The 15,609-nt window shown below is 57.2% G+C and carries 13 protein-coding genes; 3 read left to right on the top strand and 10 right to left on the bottom strand.

What is annotated here, in order from left to right; genetic code table 11:
• Nucleotides 1–44: 44 nt before the first annotated feature.
• Nucleotides 45–2,060 (bottom strand): excinuclease ABC subunit UvrB, encoded by a 2,016-nt coding sequence (uvrB, locus tag F3J30_RS12495; protein WP_166717431.1) that lies wholly within the window; start codon nucleotides 2,058–2,060, stop codon nucleotides 45–47.
• A gap of 751 nt (nucleotides 2,061–2,811) precedes the next feature.
• Here uvrB and F3J30_RS12490 point away from each other — a divergent pair.
• Entirely contained in the window at nucleotides 2,812–3,534 is a 723-nt protein-coding gene (locus F3J30_RS12490) for an ATP-binding cassette domain-containing protein (RefSeq protein ID WP_014069423.1), read from the top strand.
• On the opposite strand, the gene bioD is transcribed toward F3J30_RS12490, so the two are convergent.
• The 4 genes from bioD to bioB are packed head-to-tail and all read right to left on the bottom strand — an operon-like array spanning nucleotide 3,497 to nucleotide 7,124.
• A complete protein-coding gene (bioD, locus tag F3J30_RS12485) occupies nucleotides 3,497–4,198 on the bottom strand; it encodes a dethiobiotin synthase (protein ID WP_166717430.1) in 702 nt (233 codons plus the stop codon). The two genes, F3J30_RS12490 and bioD, sit on opposite strands and share 38 nt — an antisense overlap.
• On the bottom strand, nucleotides 4,191–4,946 hold the full coding sequence (bioC, locus tag F3J30_RS12480) for a malonyl-ACP O-methyltransferase BioC (protein WP_166717429.1): 756 nt from the start codon (nucleotides 4,944–4,946) through the stop codon (nucleotides 4,191–4,193). Before bioC ends, bioD begins: the two co-directional genes overlap by 8 nt.
• A complete protein-coding gene (gene bioF / locus F3J30_RS12475; protein ID WP_166717428.1) occupies nucleotides 4,930–6,087 on the bottom strand; it encodes an 8-amino-7-oxononanoate synthase in 1,158 nt (385 codons plus the stop codon). Before bioF ends, bioC begins: the two co-directional genes overlap by 17 nt.
• A complete protein-coding gene (gene bioB, locus F3J30_RS12470; protein WP_014069419.1) occupies nucleotides 6,084–7,124 on the bottom strand; it encodes a biotin synthase BioB in 1,041 nt (346 codons plus the stop codon). Before bioB ends, bioF begins: the two co-directional genes overlap by 4 nt.
• A 68-nt stretch (nucleotides 7,125–7,192) precedes the next feature.
• On the opposite strand from bioB, the gene bioA reads away from it, so the two are divergent.
• Nucleotides 7,193–8,500, top strand: a complete 1,308-nt coding sequence (gene bioA, locus F3J30_RS12465; protein WP_166717427.1) for an adenosylmethionine--8-amino-7-oxononanoate transaminase — start codon at nucleotides 7,193–7,195, stop codon at nucleotides 8,498–8,500.
• Nucleotides 8,501–8,570: 70 nt separating this feature from the next.
• Nucleotides 8,571–9,047: a kinase inhibitor gene (locus tag F3J30_RS12460; RefSeq protein WP_014069417.1), complete on the top strand. Its 477-nt coding sequence runs from the start codon at nucleotides 8,571–8,573 to the stop codon at nucleotides 9,045–9,047.
• Nucleotides 9,048–9,131: 84 nt separating this feature from the next.
• Here the strand turns inward: F3J30_RS12460 and hutH are convergent, their stop codons facing one another.
• The 5 genes from hutH to hutI form a co-directional block, all read right to left on the bottom strand.
• Nucleotides 9,132–10,652, bottom strand: coding sequence for a histidine ammonia-lyase (hutH, locus tag F3J30_RS12455; protein ID WP_014069416.1), 1,521 nt, complete (start codon nucleotides 10,650–10,652; stop codon nucleotides 9,132–9,134).
• Complete coding sequence (gene hutU, locus F3J30_RS12450) at nucleotides 10,652–12,337, bottom strand: urocanate hydratase (RefSeq protein WP_166717426.1); 1,686 nt, start codon at nucleotides 12,335–12,337, stop codon at nucleotides 10,652–10,654. Before hutU ends, hutH begins: the two co-directional genes overlap by 1 nt.
• A 136-nt stretch (nucleotides 12,338–12,473) precedes the next feature.
• A complete protein-coding gene (locus F3J30_RS12445) occupies nucleotides 12,474–13,208 on the bottom strand; it encodes a histidine utilization repressor (RefSeq protein WP_014069414.1) in 735 nt (244 codons plus the stop codon).
• Nucleotides 13,209–13,227: 19 nt separating this feature from the next.
• Nucleotides 13,228–14,166, bottom strand: a complete 939-nt coding sequence (gene hutG / locus F3J30_RS12440; RefSeq protein WP_166717425.1) for a formimidoylglutamase — start codon at nucleotides 14,164–14,166, stop codon at nucleotides 13,228–13,230.
• Nucleotides 14,163–15,386, bottom strand: a complete 1,224-nt coding sequence (hutI, locus tag F3J30_RS12435) for an imidazolonepropionase (RefSeq protein WP_166717424.1) — start codon at nucleotides 15,384–15,386, stop codon at nucleotides 14,163–14,165. The genes hutG and hutI overlap by 4 nt, the downstream gene beginning before the upstream one ends.
• Between the last annotated feature and the right edge of the window lie 223 nt (nucleotides 15,387–15,609).

Below are 15,609 nucleotides of genomic sequence, written 5' to 3'. Positions count from 1 at the left end.
GAAAACACTAAAGATGGCAGCTTTTGGCTGCCATCTTGTTTTTGTTACGATGCAGCAATAAACAGATCCCGCAACTGATGCAGCTGGTCGCGGATTTGCGCAGCCTTTTCAAACTCCAGGTTCTGCGCATGCTGCATCATCTGTCCTTCCAGCTCATGAATTTTCTGCTGGAGCGCTTTCGGCGTCAGCACGACGGTATCTTCTTCCACCACTGAACGTGCCTTGCCACGCCCTTTCGCTTTGGTTTTGGCGATGTTCTGACCCAGCGCCAGGATATCCACCACCTTCTTGTTCAGCCCTTGCGGCGTAATACCGTTTTCTTCGTTATAACGCTGCTGTTTCTCGCGTCGACGTTCCGTTTCACCAATCGCTTTCGCCATCGATGGGGTTATCTTATCGCCGTAGAGGATTGCCTTGCCGTTCACGTTACGTGCGGCACGGCCGATGGTCTGGATCAGGGAACGTTCAGAACGCAGGAAGCCCTCTTTGTCGGCATCCAGAATCGCGACCAGCGACACTTCTGGCATATCCAGACCTTCTCGCAGAAGGTTGATCCCCACCAGGACGTCGAACTCGCCCAGGCGCAGGTCACGGATGATTTCCATACGCTCCACGGTATCGATATCCGAGTGCAAATACCGCACGCGCTCACCGTGTTCTTCAAGATATTCAGTCAGATCTTCCGCCATGCGCTTAGTCAGGGTCGTCACCAGCACACGTTCATTGATGGCAGCGCGAGTGCGGATCTCAGACAGAAGATCGTCAACCTGGGTGGCAACAGGACGCACTTCGATAATCGGATCCAGCAGACCGGTCGGACGCACCACCTGATCAACGACCTCATCGCCGGATTTTTCCAGCTCGTAGCTACCTGGCGTTGCCGACACGTAGATGGTTTGCGGGGCAAGCGCTTCAAACTCTTCAAACTTCATCGGGCGGTTATCCAGCGCTGATGGCAGGCGGAAGCCGTACTCCACCAGCGTCTCTTTACGAGCCCGGTCACCGCGATACATGCCGCCAATCTGCGGGATCGTCACGTGGGATTCATCCACCACCAGCAGGCCGTCCGCCGGGAGATAGTCAAACAGGGTTGGCGGTGGCTCGCCCGGCCCACGGCCAGAGAGGAAGCGTGAGTAGTTTTCGATACCGGAGCAGTACCCCAGCTCGTTCATCATCTCCAGGTCAAACTGGGTGCGCTGGCTTAAGCGCTGCTCCTCGAGCAGCTTGTTATTCGCCAGCAGCACCTTACGGCGGTCTGCCAGCTCGACTTTAATCTCTTCCATCGCCTGCACAATACGTTCGCGCGGGGTTACGTAGTGCGTTTTAGGGTAAACCGTGAAACGCTGAATGATCGATTCCACATGCCCGGTCAGCGGGTCAAACAACGACAGCCGCTCAACCTCTTCGTCGAACAGTTCAACACGCAGTGCAATATCGTCCGACTCTGCCGGGAAGATATCGATAACTTCACCGCGCACACGGAACGTACCGCGCTGGAAGGCCTGGTCGTTACGGGTGTATTGCAGCTCCGCCAGGCGGCGCAAAATCGCACGCTGATCGATGATCATTCCCTGAGTGAGGTGCAGCATCATCTTCAGGTACAAATCCGGGTCGCCCAGACCGTAGATAGCGGACACCGACGCCACCACAATGACATCGCGGCGTTCCAGCAGCGCTTTGGTTGCCGACAGACGCATTTGTTCGATGTGTTCGTTTACCGACGCATCTTTTTCGATAAAGGTATCGGAGCTTGGGACATACGCTTCAGGCTGGTAGTAATCGTAGTAAGAGACGAAGTACTCCACCGCATTCTCCGGGAAGAACTCCTTCATTTCGCCATAGAGCTGAGCCGCCAGCGTTTTATTCGGGGCAAGCACCATTGTGGGGCGCTGGAGATCCGCAATGACGTTGGCAACAGTAAACGTTTTACCCGAGCCGGTAACGCCCAGCAGCGTCTGATGTGCCAGACCGTCTTCCAGCCCCTCTTCCAGGCGACGGATCGCCTCAGGCTGGTCGCCTGAAGGGCTGAAAACAGAATTCAATTTGAACGGTTTACTCATGGGCGATGACCTGATGACGTAATTAGCGGCAGGTGAGTAATTTTACTCGCAGCTGCCAGGATTGCCAGTAAAAAATACTGGATGAAAAACCAGTGGCGTGGCAGGATATTTAGAGTAGCGTTCGGGTGATTAGCGCAATCCCGGTCAAAATTTAGACTGAGACAAAATAAAACACCAGCGAACCCGGGTTATCCCCAGAACTTTTTCTTTTTTAACATTTGTCAAGGTGTGTAATGAAAGTTTTGTGGCAACCAGTGACAGTTTCATTACGCTAATTGCTTTTATATAACAAATTGATTTTTAACCGATATTTCATAAAGCCGCGTTTCGCACCAATTCAGGCGTAAGCCGCGTATTCTCTCGCTTATCGCGTGTTTTCTAACTCTAATACACATGGTTATCCACAGGAATAGTGGATAACTGCTTCCAGCCCGTATAGACCGCCACTCAGCTAATTCCCGGTTTTTCCCATCGGTGGGGTGACAAAAAATTTTTATAGCTCTTTTTTGATAGTAATCAGTTGCGCCAGACATAACGGATTGGTGAGATCTTAATCACAATTCAGTGATTATGCCGCTGCACCACAACTCAACACCACCAGCACTGCTACTGTGCAATTCCCTGCCGCATCCCTCCCTTGCCCCAGGCTCATTCCTAAAAAAGTCTCTTTTTTAATCAACTTAACGGTTCTGGCAGGAGTTTTGCACAATTCGTACGAGCCATACCCACATCGATGTTTAAGGAGAGAAACATGTTGAGTCTGCGTGCAGTGAATCAGTTTTACGGAAGCCAACATACGCTATGGAATGTTGATTTAGATTTACCGCCAGGTCTGTGTACGGGGGTCGTTGGCCTGCCGGGTATGGGGAAATCCACGCTGATGAACTGTATCGCGGGCAATTTACCCGTTGAGAGCGGAACCATCATCTGGCATGAAGCTGGCGCACCACCGCGCGACCTGCTCAGCCAGCCGCCTGAACAGCGAAACCGGCCTGGTATTGGCTACGTCCCGCAGGACAGGCGGATATTCTCGCAACTGACCATTGAAGAAAATCTGCATATCGCGATGCGGGCCACCGGGAAGCCGGATGCCACCGCCAAAAGCGAGGTTTACGCCCTGTTCCCGCAGCTCTATACGCTGCGCCAGACCCGCGCCAACGGGTTATCACCGGATATTCAGTATCAGCTGGCGATAGCCAACGCCCTGGTGAACCGACCGCGGGTATTAATTCTGGATGAGCCGATGCACGGCGCGGGGCCGAGCTTTGCCCAGAAGCTTGCGCAACTACTGATACGGCTGAACCGGGAGCTGGGTATGACAGTACTGTTAGCGGAGCAGCAGCTGTCGTTTATCCGCCGGGTTGCGGACCGCTTCTGCATGTTGTATCGCGGGCGTAACGTGGCGCAGGGCCACGTTAACGAGCTGAATGATGAGCTTATTGCCCACTGGATGACGCTGGAGGCAAGACGCTGAGATCCAGATAGTGACCGGTTTCGGCACCGTCGGCCCCCTCAGTAAGCCAGGGGATCTCACCCAGACATGGCGCAGGCAGCACGCGTTTTAGCGTTGCCAGATACTCCTGATGACGCCTGCCCGGGGCAACCACGTCGTTGGCTATCCAGCCCGCCAGGCGCAACCCTGCCTGCTGGATAGCCTGCGCAGTCAGCATGGCGTGGTTGATGCAGCCAAGCTTCACCCCCACCACCAGAATGACCGGAAGCTGCTCAGCCTGAACCCAGTCGGCAAAGGTCTGTTGGTCCGAAAGCGGGGTAAACCAGCCGCCAGCCCCTTCCACCAGTACCCACTCTGCCTGCTGTTCCAGAGCACGTAATCCCCCCGACAGCACCGCGAAATCAATCGCCCGACCTTCATCTGCACTGACGATGTGCGGAGAGGTTGGTTCCGCGAACGTGTATGGATTCACCTGCGGGTAGCTCAGCGCAAGGCTGCTGTTACGTTGCAACGCCAGCGCGTCGGTGTTACGTAACCCCTCTGCCGTCATCTCACTGCCGGAGGCCACAGGTTTGTAGCCAGCGGTGACAAACCCTTGTAGATTCGCCGCCTGCAATAGCGCCGAGCTGGCAACCGTCTTACCGACTTCCGTATCGGTGCCGGTGACAAAATAACGTTCAGTCACGTTCGATAATCCCATGAAAAAGTTGATAAGAGAGCGGAAACTCACCCTGTTGCTGCGGCCAGGCCATCTCTAAACGGTGCAACTGACCGCGGGTAAGTGGTTTTTTGTCCCGCCCTGAATGCAAATGCGTTGCCCCAATACCTTTCAGTGAGCGCATGGCGCTGAGGGCATCGCTAAAACTGAGCGTAATGGTCTGCACCACACTGCGATAACGCCAGCCTTTCAGCGCCTGGAGCACTTCGTCCTGCGATAAAAAGCGGTTCGCGTGCGCCTCGCTATCCACCGCGTGCCAGGCCTGATTTAGCTCCGGCAACGAGCTTTCAAGCAGCGTGGTAAAGGCGATTTTTCCGCCCGGTCGTGCCACGCGATACAGCTCCTGCAACGCCTGAGGCAGGCTGCTGCACCACTGCACCGCAAGGTGGCTCCACACCAGGTCAAACTGCTCATCTGGCAGGGGAATAGCTTCAATATCCGCCACCAGATAGCGGTCGGCCGCCTGTTGCTGGCGTGCTTCGTCCAGCATTTGCGAGGAGAGATCGATAGCCGTTACACAGCTTCCCGCCGCACGCCAGTAGCGGCTATTTGCGCCCGGGCCACACCCGGCATCCAGCACCTGCGGGAAATCGCTCTCCCCCAGCGTGCGGAGCAACCCACGCGCGCTCTGACGTTGCAGTTCATCGTGTTGTGAATAGCTCTGCGCCGCGCGGCCAAATGCGGCGGCAATGGCCTCTTTATTGACGGGCGACATGCAGCGCCTCCAGCAGCGTATCGATATCCTGCGTTTCGTGCGCCGCCGTGAGCGTAAGGCGTAACCGCGCCGTGCCCGGTGGTACAGTCGGCGGGCGGATCGCCGTCACCCACATGCCCTGTTCACGGAGTTGCTGCGCCAGCTCCAGCGCCTGGCCGTTATCCCCCACGATCACCGGCTGAATGGCACTCAGTGAGTCAGTGCTCTGGAAAGGTAGCGTGCTTAAGCCCTGGCGGAAATGGCGGATGTGCTGCGCTAAGCGCTGCCGACGAGTTTCTCCGTCATCCCCGCGAATGACCTGCATAGCCGCAGATAACGCCACGGCCTGCGCAGGCGGCATACTGGTGCTGTAAATCAGGTGCCGTGCGAATTGCAGCAGATAATCGGCCACCGTTTCACTGCACAGCACCGCTGCCCCGCTGACGCCGAATCCTTTACCGAACGTCACCACCAGCAATTCGGGTTTCACGCCCTGGTGATATGCGCTTCCACGCCCTTCATCACCCACCACACCGATACCGTGGGCATCATCCACCAGCAGCCAGGCATTGTGCTGCTGCGCAGTGTCATGCAGGGCGTTCAGCGGTGCGCTGTCGCCGTCCATGCTAAACACCCCTTCCGTCACCACCAGCTGCTGGCCGTCACAGGGTTTGCCCAGCAGAGCGTGAAGCGGGGTGAAGTCATTATGGGCAAAGCGGCGAAGTTGCGCCGGACTGAGGTTTGCCGCCTCCAGTAGTGAGGCATGGCTTAAACGGTCGGCCACAATTCTGTCGTCTTTCCCCATCAGGGCAGTAATCACCGCCTGATTGGCCGCAAAGCCCGAGATAAACAGCAACGCACGGGGATACCCCAGCCAGTCGGCAAGCTCTTCTTCCAGCGCCTGATGGGCTGTGGTGTAGCCGCTGACGTGGCCCGATCCGCCACTGCCCACGCCGTAACGTTCGGCCCCCTGCTGCCAGGCGCGCACAACCTGCGGGTGCTGACTTAGGGCCAGATAATCGTTACTGGAGAAGTTGCAAAAACGCTGATTGTCGCGAGTGAGAAAACGGCCTGCACCGTTTTCCACCACCCTGCGTACGCGAAAAGCCTCCGCCGCCCGGCGTTCCTCCAGGGCGGTGTTTATGCGTTGTTGCCAGGTCATACGGTCGCCGCGTTGTAAAACTGGTCAGTATCAGCGTTAAAAATTTGCTGCTCCAGCTGCTGCTGTTGCTCGTTATCACCCGTCAGCACCTCGGTCTGATGCGGATTCAGCCCCAATTTACGGAACAACTGGACGTCTTTGTCCTCTTCCGGGTTTGGCGTGGTCAGCAGTTTGCAGCCGTAGAAGATGGAGTTCGCACCGGCCATAAAGCACATAGCCTGGGTCTGTTCGCTCATCTGCTCGCGTCCGGCAGACAGGCGCACAAAAGAGGTCGGCATCATGATACGCGCGACCGCAATAGTGCGGATAAAATCAAACGCATCGACATCGTCGTTATCCGCCAACGGCGTACCTTTCACCTTCACCAGCATGTTGATTGGTACGCTTTCCGGTGGGGTTGGCAGGTTGGCCAGTTGCAGCAGCAAGCCAGCGCGATCTTTCACCGTTTCGCCCAGGCCAACGATACCGCCGGAACACACTTTGATGCCTGCATCGCGGACTTTATCCAGCGTGTCCAGACGCTCCTGGTAGGTACGCGTGGTGATGATGTTGCCGTAAAACTCCGGAGAGGTGTCGAGGTTATGGTTGTAGTAATCCAGCCCCGCAGCGGACAGACGTTGCGCCTGATCGTCATTCAGCGTTCCCAGGGTCATACAGGCTTCCAGCCCCATCTCCTTCACGCCTTTCACCATCTGTTCCAGGTATGGCATGTCGCGATCGTGCGGGTTCTTCCACGCCGCACCCATGCAAAAACGGGTCGACCCGGCGTTTTTCGCTTTACGCGCGGAATCCAGAACCTGCTCGACTTCCATCAGGCGTTCGGATTCAAGCCCGGTTTTGTAGCGGGCACTTTGCGGGCAATATTTGCAATCTTCCGGGCACGCGCCCGTCTTGATCGACAGCAGCGTGCTGACCTGCACATGACGCGGGTCGAAGTGCTGACGGTGTACCGTTTGCGCTTCAAACAATAGCTCAAGGAAAGGTTTATTGAATAATTCAGTAACTTGCGACATTGTCCAGCGTGCGTGGTGAGCCATCGGGCTTCTCCAAAGGGTTTTGTTAATTTCCGGTTCGGTTTATACTCGTAAACCTAAAACTTTTCAAAATGGTTTACAAGTCGATTATGACCCAGGACGATCTCGCCTTCGACAAGCTGCATATCTGGCACCCTTACACTTCCACGACGAACCCGCTGCCCGTTTACCCGGTGGCCTCTGCCCACGGCTGCGAACTGCATCTCGCCAGCGGAGAGCGGCTTGTTGACGGGATGTCTTCCTGGTGGGCCGCCATTCACGGTTACAACCACCCGCGTCTGAATGCGGCGATGAAAACGCAGATCGACCAGATGTCGCACGTGATGTTCGGCGGTATCACCCATCAGCCTGCGGTTGATCTTTGCCGCCGTCTGGTGGCGATGACGCCGGACTCGCTGGAGTGCGTTTTCCTCGCTGACTCAGGTTCCGTGGCCGTTGAGGTGGCAATGAAAATGGCGTTGCAGTACTGGCACGCCAAAGGCGAACCCCGCCAGCGGTTCCTCACCTTCCGCAACGGTTATCACGGGGATACCTTCGGCGCGATGTCGGTCTGTGACCCGGATAACTCGATGCACAGCCTGTGGAAAGGTTATCTGCCGGATAACCTGTTTGCCCCGGCACCGCAGAGCCGCTTCGATGGCGAGTGGAATGAAGCCGATATGGTGGGCTTCGCACGCCTGATGGCCGCGCACCGCCACGAGATAGCAGCCGTGATCCTCGAGCCCGTTGTGCAGGGTGCGGGCGGGATGCGCATGTACCACCCGGAGTGGTTAAAACGTATTCGTAAGATGTGCGATCGCGAGGGCATTCTGCTGATTGCTGATGAGATAGCCACCGGCTTTGGCCGCACCGGTAAACTGTTTGCCTGCGAACATGCCGGTATTGCGCCGGATATCCTGTGCCTGGGTAAGGCATTGACCGGTGGCACGATGACGCTTTCCGCCACGCTCACCACCCGCCACGTTGCGGATACCATTAGTGACGGTGAAGCAGGCTGCTTTATGCATGGCCCGACATTTATGGGAAATCCACTGGCCTGTGCGGTGGCAAGCGAAAGCCTGGCCATTCTGGAAAGCGGTGAATGGCGAACCCAGGTTGCCGCAATTGAAGCGCAGCTTCAGCAGGAGCTCAGCGCGGCATCAGATTCTGAGTTTGTGGCGGATGTGCGCGTACTTGGCGCAATTGGCGTGATTGAGACAACGCATCCGGTGAATATGGCCGCGCTACAACGCTTCTTCGTCGAGCGTGGCGTCTGGGTTCGTCCTTTCGGGAAACTGATTTATCTGATGCCGCCGTACCTTATTACCGGGGTACAGCTGCGCAAGCTGACCGCCGCGGTTGTCGAAGCGGTTAAGGTTCCCGCACATTTTGCGATTTAATCCAGGGCGTTAGCTTCGGTACTCTGTTTATGCATTACACTTTTTGCACGGCTCAGTACGGAGAAAACGAATGAAACTCATCAGTCAGGATCTGCGCGACGGCGAGAAATTGCCTGAGCGCCACGTATTTAACGGAATGGGATATCAGGGGGATAATTTATCCCCGCATCTGGCCTGGGATGACGTTCCTGCAGGAACCAAAAGCTTTGTCGTCACCTGCTACGACCCGGATGCGCCAACCGGCTCCGGCTGGTGGCACTGGATTGTCGCCAACCTGCCTGCCAGCACGCGCGTCCTGCCACAGGGTGCGGGTTCTGGCGTTTCCGCCCTGCCAGAAGGCGCGATCCAGACGCGTACCGATTTTGGTAAAGCGGGCTATGGCGGCGCGGCGCCACCAAAAGGGGAAACCCACCGCTATATCTTCACGGTTCATGCACTGGATGTGGATAAGATTGAGGTGGACGAAGGTGCCAGCGGCGCGATGGTGGGCTTTAACGTGCACTTCCAAACGCTTGGAAGCGCGTCGATAACGGCGATGTACTCCTGAAAAAAGCCGGGTGGCGGCTTCGCCTTACCCGGCCTACATTTTGCACTCATAGGCCCGGTAAGCGCAGCGCCACCGGGCAAACAATCACAGCACCGAAGGTAATAATCCCACCAGTCGCCCTTCTTCAAGAAGCTGCATCGCTTTATCAATATCCGGGGCAAAGAAACGATCATCGTCATAATGCGTGACATGCTCGCGCAGAACATGGCGCGCCTGTTCCAGCAATGCACTGGATTTCAGCCCATCACGCAGATCGATCCCCTGGCAGGCTGCCAGCCACTCAACCGCCAGCACGCCGCGGGTGTTAGAAGCCATCTCCCACAGACGACGCCCGGCAGCCGGAGCCATCGAAACGTGATCTTCCTGGTTGGCCGATGTCGGCAGACTGTCCACGCTGTGCGGATGCGACAACGCTTTGTTCTCACTTGCCAGCGCCGCGGCCGTCACCTGAGCAATCATAAAGCCCGAGTTCACCCCACCGTTACGCACCAGGAACGGTGGCAGCTGAGACATATGTTTGTCCATCATCAGCGCGATACGACGTTCAGATAACGCCCCCACTTCGGCAATGGCCAGCGCGATGTTATCCGCCGCCATCGCCACAGGCTCGGCGTGGAAGTTACCGCCGGACACCACCTCGTTTTCCTGGGCAAACACCAGCGGGTTATCCGATACCGCGTTGGCTTCCACCAGCAATACCTCCGCCGCCTGACGCAGTTGTGTCAGACACGCCCCCATCACCTGCGGCTGGCAGCGCAGGGAGTACGGGTCCTGCACCTTGTCGCAGTTATGGTGAGACTCGGCAATGTCGCTGGTATCGGTCAGAAGATGGCGATACAGGGCGGCAGCGTCAATCTGGCCACGCTGACCGCGCACCTCGTGAATACGCGCATCAAACGGACGACGGGAGCCGAGCACGGCTTCCGTGGTCAGTGCACCGCACACCACCGCTGAGGCAAACAGATCTTCGGCTTCAAACAGGCCGCGCAGGGCAAACGCCGTGGATGCCTGCGTCCCATTGAGCAGCGCCAGCCCCTCTTTCGCCGCCAGCGTAATCGGCGCCAGACCGGCTTTTTTCAGCGCTTCTGTTGCAGGTAACCACTCTCCCTGCCAGCGCGCCTTGCCTTCACCCAGCAGCAGCAAAGACATATGTGCCAGCGGCGCCAGGTCGCCGGAAGCGCCCACAGAGCCTTTCGCCGGGATCCACGGATAAACTCCGGCATTCACCAGCGCCATCAGCGCCTGGATAACGCTCAGTCGGATGCCGGAAAAACCACGTGCCAGGCTGTTGATTTTGAGCACCATCATCAGACGGACAATCTCATCATCCAGCGGCTGCCCCACACCCGCTGCATGGGAAAGCACCAGCGAGCGTTGCAGGTTTTCCAGATCGTGAGTCGCAATTCGCGTCTGGGCTAACAGGCCAAATCCGGTGTTGATACCGTATGCGGTGCGCCCTTCGGCCACAATGGCCTCGACGCAGGCAACGCTATCGTTAATTGCGCGATGGGCGCTTTCATCCAGCGCCAGTGTTACCGGATGACGCCAGACGTTACGCAGCTGTTTTAGCGTCAGTGAGCCGGGAGTGAGTGTAAGAGCGTTCATTAAAGCTTTCCTTGTGTGGCAGGGATCATCGGCAGGTTTAGCCCCTGCTCTTTGGCACATTCAACCGCTATCTCGTAACCCGCATCCGCGTGACGCATCACGCCGGTTGCCGGGTCGTTATGCAGCACGCGAGCGATACGCGCGGCCGCTTCGTCAGTACCGTCGCAGACAATGACCATCCCTGAATGCTGGGAGAAGCCCATTCCTACGCCGCCGCCGTGGTGCAGAGATACCCAGGTTGCGCCGCTGGCGGTGTTCAGCAACGCATTCAGCAGTGGCCAGTCGGATACCGCATCCGATCCGTCGCGCATGGCTTCGGTTTCACGGTTCGGGCTGGCGACCGAACCGGAGTCGAGGTGATCGCGCCCGATAACAATCGGCGCGGAAACTTCACCGCTGCGCACCATTTCGTTAAACGCCAGGCCCAGCTTCTGGCGCCATTCCAGCCCTACCCAGCAGATACGCGCCGGTAAGCCCTGGAAGTTAATGCGTTCGCGGGCCATATCCAGCCAGTGATGCAGGTGTTCGTCGTCTGCGACAATCTCTTTAACTTTTGCATCCGTTTTGTAGATATCTTCCGGGTCGCCGGACAGGGCCACCCAGCGGAACGGGCCAATACCGCGACAGAACAGCGGGCGGATATAAGCCGGTACGAAGCCCGGGAAATCAAAGGCGTTGGCAACGCCCATCTCTTTGGCCATCTGGCGGATGTTGTTGCCGTAATCGAAGGTTGGGATGCCCATTTTGCTGAACGCCAGCATGGCGTTCACATGCTCTGCCATGGATTGTTTTGCCGCGAGCACCGTGCCTTCCGGGTCGGTTTCGGCTTTTTGCTGGTAGGCTTCCCACGTCCAGCCTTTTGGCAGATAACCGTGCAGCGGGTCGTGGGCGCTGGTCTGGTCGGTGACTAAATCCGGGCGAACGCCACGAGCCACCAGTTCCGGGACGATATCTGCCGCGTTACCACACAGGGCAATCGACATAGCTTTACCTTCCGCGGTGTATTTTTTAATACGTGCCAGCGCGTCATCAAGGTTTTCAGCCTGCTCGTCGACATAGCGGGTACGCAGACGGAAATCGATGCGGCTCTGCTGGCATTCAATGTTCAGAGAACAGGCGCCGGCAAGCGTTGCGGCCAGCGGCTGTGCGCCACCCATTCCGCCTAAACCCGCGGTCAGCACCCAGCGGCCTTTCAGCGAGCCGTTATAGTGCTGGCGACCGGCTTCAACGAAGGTTTCATAGGTTCCCTGCACAATCCCCTGGCTGCCAATGTAGATCCAGCTACCCGCCGTCATCTGGCCGTACATCGCCAGCCCTTTCGCATCCAGCTCGTTGAAGTGTTCCCAGGTCGCCCAGTGTGGCACCAGGTTTGAGTTTGCAATCAGCACGCGCGGTGCGTTTTTGTGAGTTTTGAATACGCCGACCGGCTTGCCGGATTGCACCAGCAGGGTTTCGTCGTTTTCCAGTTGAGTCAGAGCTTCAACAATGGCGTCGTAGCACTCCCAGTTGCGCGCGGCGCGGCCAATGCCGCCGTAGACCACTAACTCATGGGGATTTTCTGCGACCTCAGGATCAAGGTTGTTCATCAACATGCGCAGCGGTGCTTCGGTGAGCCAGCTTTTTGCGGTGAGCGTGGTGCCACGCGCGGCGCGGACATCCTGCTGGCGGTATTTACCTGACGACATTGTGTGCTCCTCATACGGGACAGATGATACAAATAGATATACTTGTATAGACAAGCACACACAAGATTGGTTTTAACAAAAAAGATACAATTTTGTTATATTGAGTTAGCTATCACGCTTTTACTTCTTATGACCCTCAGGACATAAAATGGCCCTGCAAGCGGTAACGATCTCCCGGGAAGAGCAGCCTGGCGTGTGACACTATCTGGGACGATGACCAGGTGCGGCGGCGGATAAGCAGGCAGGGATCGTGCTCTTTCATCCGCAGCAGTTCACACTCCTGCTGTGTAGCGCGCACCGCTTCCACGATATGCTCCCCTTCAGTGAGCGGAGCCACCAGCGACAGATACGCGTGCGGCGTGGTGCGGGTGTAGTCCTGCTCAAGATATTCCGGCACGCTCAGCGCGTTGACGCAGCGATCTTCAATCTGCACCGGAACATCATTTTCAAAGTGGACCATTATCGAATGGAACACCCGCGTTCCCTCTTTGACGTTCAGCTCCAGAGCCTGTTCGGCGCTGGCATGGGTCTCTTCAAGCACCAGCACTTCGCAACGGTGCTGATGGTTACGCGCGGCAATCTCATCGGCAATACTGCGGATTTCAAACAGGGCTGATTGGCCTTTTGGTTCAGCCACAAAGGTCCCCACCCCTTGCAGGCGCACCAGCAAACCTTCATCGGTTAGCTCGCGCAGCGCACGGTTAATGGTCATGCGGCTAAAACCAAACTGCGCCACCAGCTCAGCCTCTGACGGGATGCGGTCATGCGGGCGCCATACGCCGCTGGCAATTTTTTCGCTGATCGCCTGCTTCACCTTTTCATAAAAAGGCGCAGGCGGGCTCGGGTTGGCCTGAGGTGAGCGTGAAAACATGGTGACTCCTTAACCTGTGTTATGCCCACCAGTGAGCAATTTGCCAGGCCAGACGGGCGGCGAGTTTCGCCCCCTGACCGTCCTGGTCGTAATGTGGATTAAATTCAACTAAATCTGCCGCCCGCAGTTTTCCGCTGCGGCAGATGCGCTCGATAACTGGCAACAAATCCAGCGCAGGAATACCTAACGCCGCAGGGGCTGATACGGCGGGCATCTCACCGGCGGGCAACACATCAAGATCGATGGTCAGATAAACGCTGTCTGCCCCGGCCAGTACCTCTTCAAGCACGGATAACGCATCGCGACGGAAATGGAGATCTTCAACCAGCGTCACGTTCAGCCGTTCGGCCTCATCCCACAACGCCTGAGTATTTGCCGCCCGGCTCACGCCAAAGCAGGCATACTGAAACGCGCGGGACTGCTCAGCGCAGTAGTGCGCAAGCTGACGAAACGGCGTGCCGGAGGTGGCACGTTCGGCCTTGCGCAGGTCAAGATGCGCATCAAGGTTAATGATGGCTACACGCTCATGCGGAAATGCATCCAGCACACCGCGCCCGTGCGCCCAGGCCGTTTCATGTCCGCCACCAAAAACAAGCGTATGCATCCCGGAACGCTGGCAGGCCGTAACCGCATCGCTTAACGCCCGCTGTGCAGCCTCAAGCCCATCGCCCTCGACCTCAATCGTGCCCAAATCCGCAAGCTGCTCATGCCCCTGATGGCTGGCCATATTGGCCAGCGCCTTGCGCAGGACATCGGGAGCCTGCGCGGCTCCCGGCCTGCCGTGGTTGCGTTTTACGCCTTCATCACATGCGAAACCCAGCAGTGCAATACCTGAGGAGGCAGGTGCAAACTGCGCCTGCTGCCGGATGGTCTGAAAAATGCGTTTGGCATTGCTGGCCTCTGCGCTGTCATCGCGCCCCTGCCAGACCTGCTCAGAAACGGGCCGCCATAACGTCATACTGCCTCCCCACGAAAGATTCGCTGATACAGCGGGTTACGCCCGGGTTCATACACCATTTCCACCGGGTGCTTCGCATCCCAGACGATAAAGTCCGCCACAAAGCCTGCCTTTAACTGCCCGTGTGTTGCACCGCGTCCGAGCGCGCGGGCGGCATGTCGCGTCACGCCAGCCCAGGCTTCTTCCGGAGTCAGGCCAAACTGGACGCAGGCCATATTCATCGCCAGATGCAGGCTGGCAAACGGGCTGGTCCCGGGGTTGTAGTCGGTGGCGACCGCCATAGCAACGCCCTGCTTTCTGAGCTGTTCAACCGGCGGACGCTGGCGCTCCTGGAGGAAATAGAAAGCGCCGGGCAGCAGAACCGCAACCGTGCCGCTTTCTGCCATCGCCTGAACCCCGGCCTCATCAAGATATTCAATATGATCGGCGGACAGCCCCTGGTAACGGCTGACCAACGCCGCGCCGCCCAGATTAGACAGCTGCTCGACATGCCCTTTTACCGGAATGCCCAGCGCGAGCGCAGCCTGGAATACCCGCTCGGTTTGCGCCGGGGTGAATCCGACGTTTTCGCAAAAGACGTCGACAGATTCGAACAACCCTTTTTGCCACAGGACAGGCATGATCTGTTCGCACACCAGCGTGAGATAGGCATCCGGGTCGTGGCGGTATTCCGCGGGAACCGCATGAGCCGCAAGCAGCGTAGGGCTAATTTCTACCGGATAATCCTCGCCAAGCTGACGCGCCACCTGCAACATTTTCTCTTCGGCTTCGGCGTTCAGACCGTATCCTGACTTGATTTCAAGGGTTGTCACGCCTTCATTCATCAGCCGTTGCAGGCGCTGCTGCGCAAGCGTCAGTAATGCTTCGTGAGTGCTGTTGCGGGTTGCAGTCACGGTGGCGTTAATCCCGCCGCCCTGGGCGCTGATGGCCTGATAAGAGACCCCGTTTAACCGCTGCTCCCATTCCGCCGCGCGATCGCCGCCAAAGACCAGATGGGTATGGCAGTCGATAAGCCCCGGCGTAACCAGCCTTCCCGCTAAATCAATGCTGTTAGCGTGCCCGTGAGGGATTTCTGCTTCGGGGATAACGGCCAGAATAGTTTGGTCGCGGACCACTAACGCACAGTGTTCGGTCAGTCCATAAGGGGCAGAATGGTCGGGATCCATTGTCGCCAGTCGCGCATTACGCCAGATAACATCGTCGGGATGAAGCTGCTGCATGGGGCTTCCACTTGTCATGGGTTGTATAGACATTTATTTTCATCTGCTTGCAGCTGTCAACCGCCTTTACGGAAAATGTTATTTATTTGTGATTACTTTCCCGCATCCGCCGGGCGAAAAATGCAACTTTTTACCATTTAAACTTCCCGTTTCGCTCAACTTAGTATAAAAAAGCAGGCTATTTCGTCTATCCCGTTAAGACTTGCATACCCAGGAGCTTTAC

Source organism: Enterobacter sp. Tr-810 (assembly GCF_011752765.1).
Classification (GTDB): Bacteria; Pseudomonadota; Gammaproteobacteria; order Enterobacterales; family Enterobacteriaceae; genus Enterobacter; species Enterobacter soli.
The sequence above is the reverse complement of the archived record's forward strand: the minus strand, read 5'-3'. Positions and strand labels throughout refer to the sequence as shown.

Excerpts from the sequence above, each read along its gene's own strand:
- uvrB (WP_166717431.1), bottom strand. The coding sequence starts at position 2,060 with ATGAGTAAACCGTTCAAATTGAATTCTGTTTTCAGCCCTTCAGGCGAC.
- F3J30_RS12490 (WP_014069423.1), top strand. The coding sequence starts at position 2,812 with ATGTTGAGTCTGCGTGCAGTGAATCAGTTTTACGGAAGCCAACATACG.
- bioC (WP_166717429.1), bottom strand. The coding sequence starts at position 4,946 with ATGTCGCCCGTCAATAAAGAGGCCATTGCCGCCGCATTTGGCCGCGCG.
- bioF (WP_166717428.1), bottom strand. The coding sequence starts at position 6,087 with ATGACCTGGCAACAACGCATAAACACCGCCCTGGAGGAACGCCGGGCG.
- bioB (WP_014069419.1), bottom strand. The coding sequence starts at position 7,124 with ATGGCTCACCACGCACGCTGGACAATGTCGCAAGTTACTGAATTATTC.
- bioA (WP_166717427.1), top strand. The coding sequence starts at position 7,193 with ATGGTTTACAAGTCGATTATGACCCAGGACGATCTCGCCTTCGACAAG.
- F3J30_RS12460 (WP_014069417.1), top strand. The coding sequence starts at position 8,571 with ATGAAACTCATCAGTCAGGATCTGCGCGACGGCGAGAAATTGCCTGAG.
- hutH (WP_014069416.1), bottom strand. The coding sequence starts at position 10,652 with ATGAACGCTCTTACACTCACTCCCGGCTCACTGACGCTAAAACAGCTG.
- hutU (WP_166717426.1), bottom strand. The coding sequence starts at position 12,337 with ATGTCGTCAGGTAAATACCGCCAGCAGGATGTCCGCGCCGCGCGTGGC.
- F3J30_RS12445 (WP_014069414.1), bottom strand. The coding sequence starts at position 13,208 with ATGTTTTCACGCTCACCTCAGGCCAACCCGAGCCCGCCTGCGCCTTTT.
- hutG (WP_166717425.1), bottom strand. The coding sequence starts at position 14,166 with ATGACGTTATGGCGGCCCGTTTCTGAGCAGGTCTGGCAGGGGCGCGAT.
- hutI (WP_166717424.1), bottom strand. The coding sequence starts at position 15,386 with ATGCAGCAGCTTCATCCCGACGATGTTATCTGGCGTAATGCGCGACTG.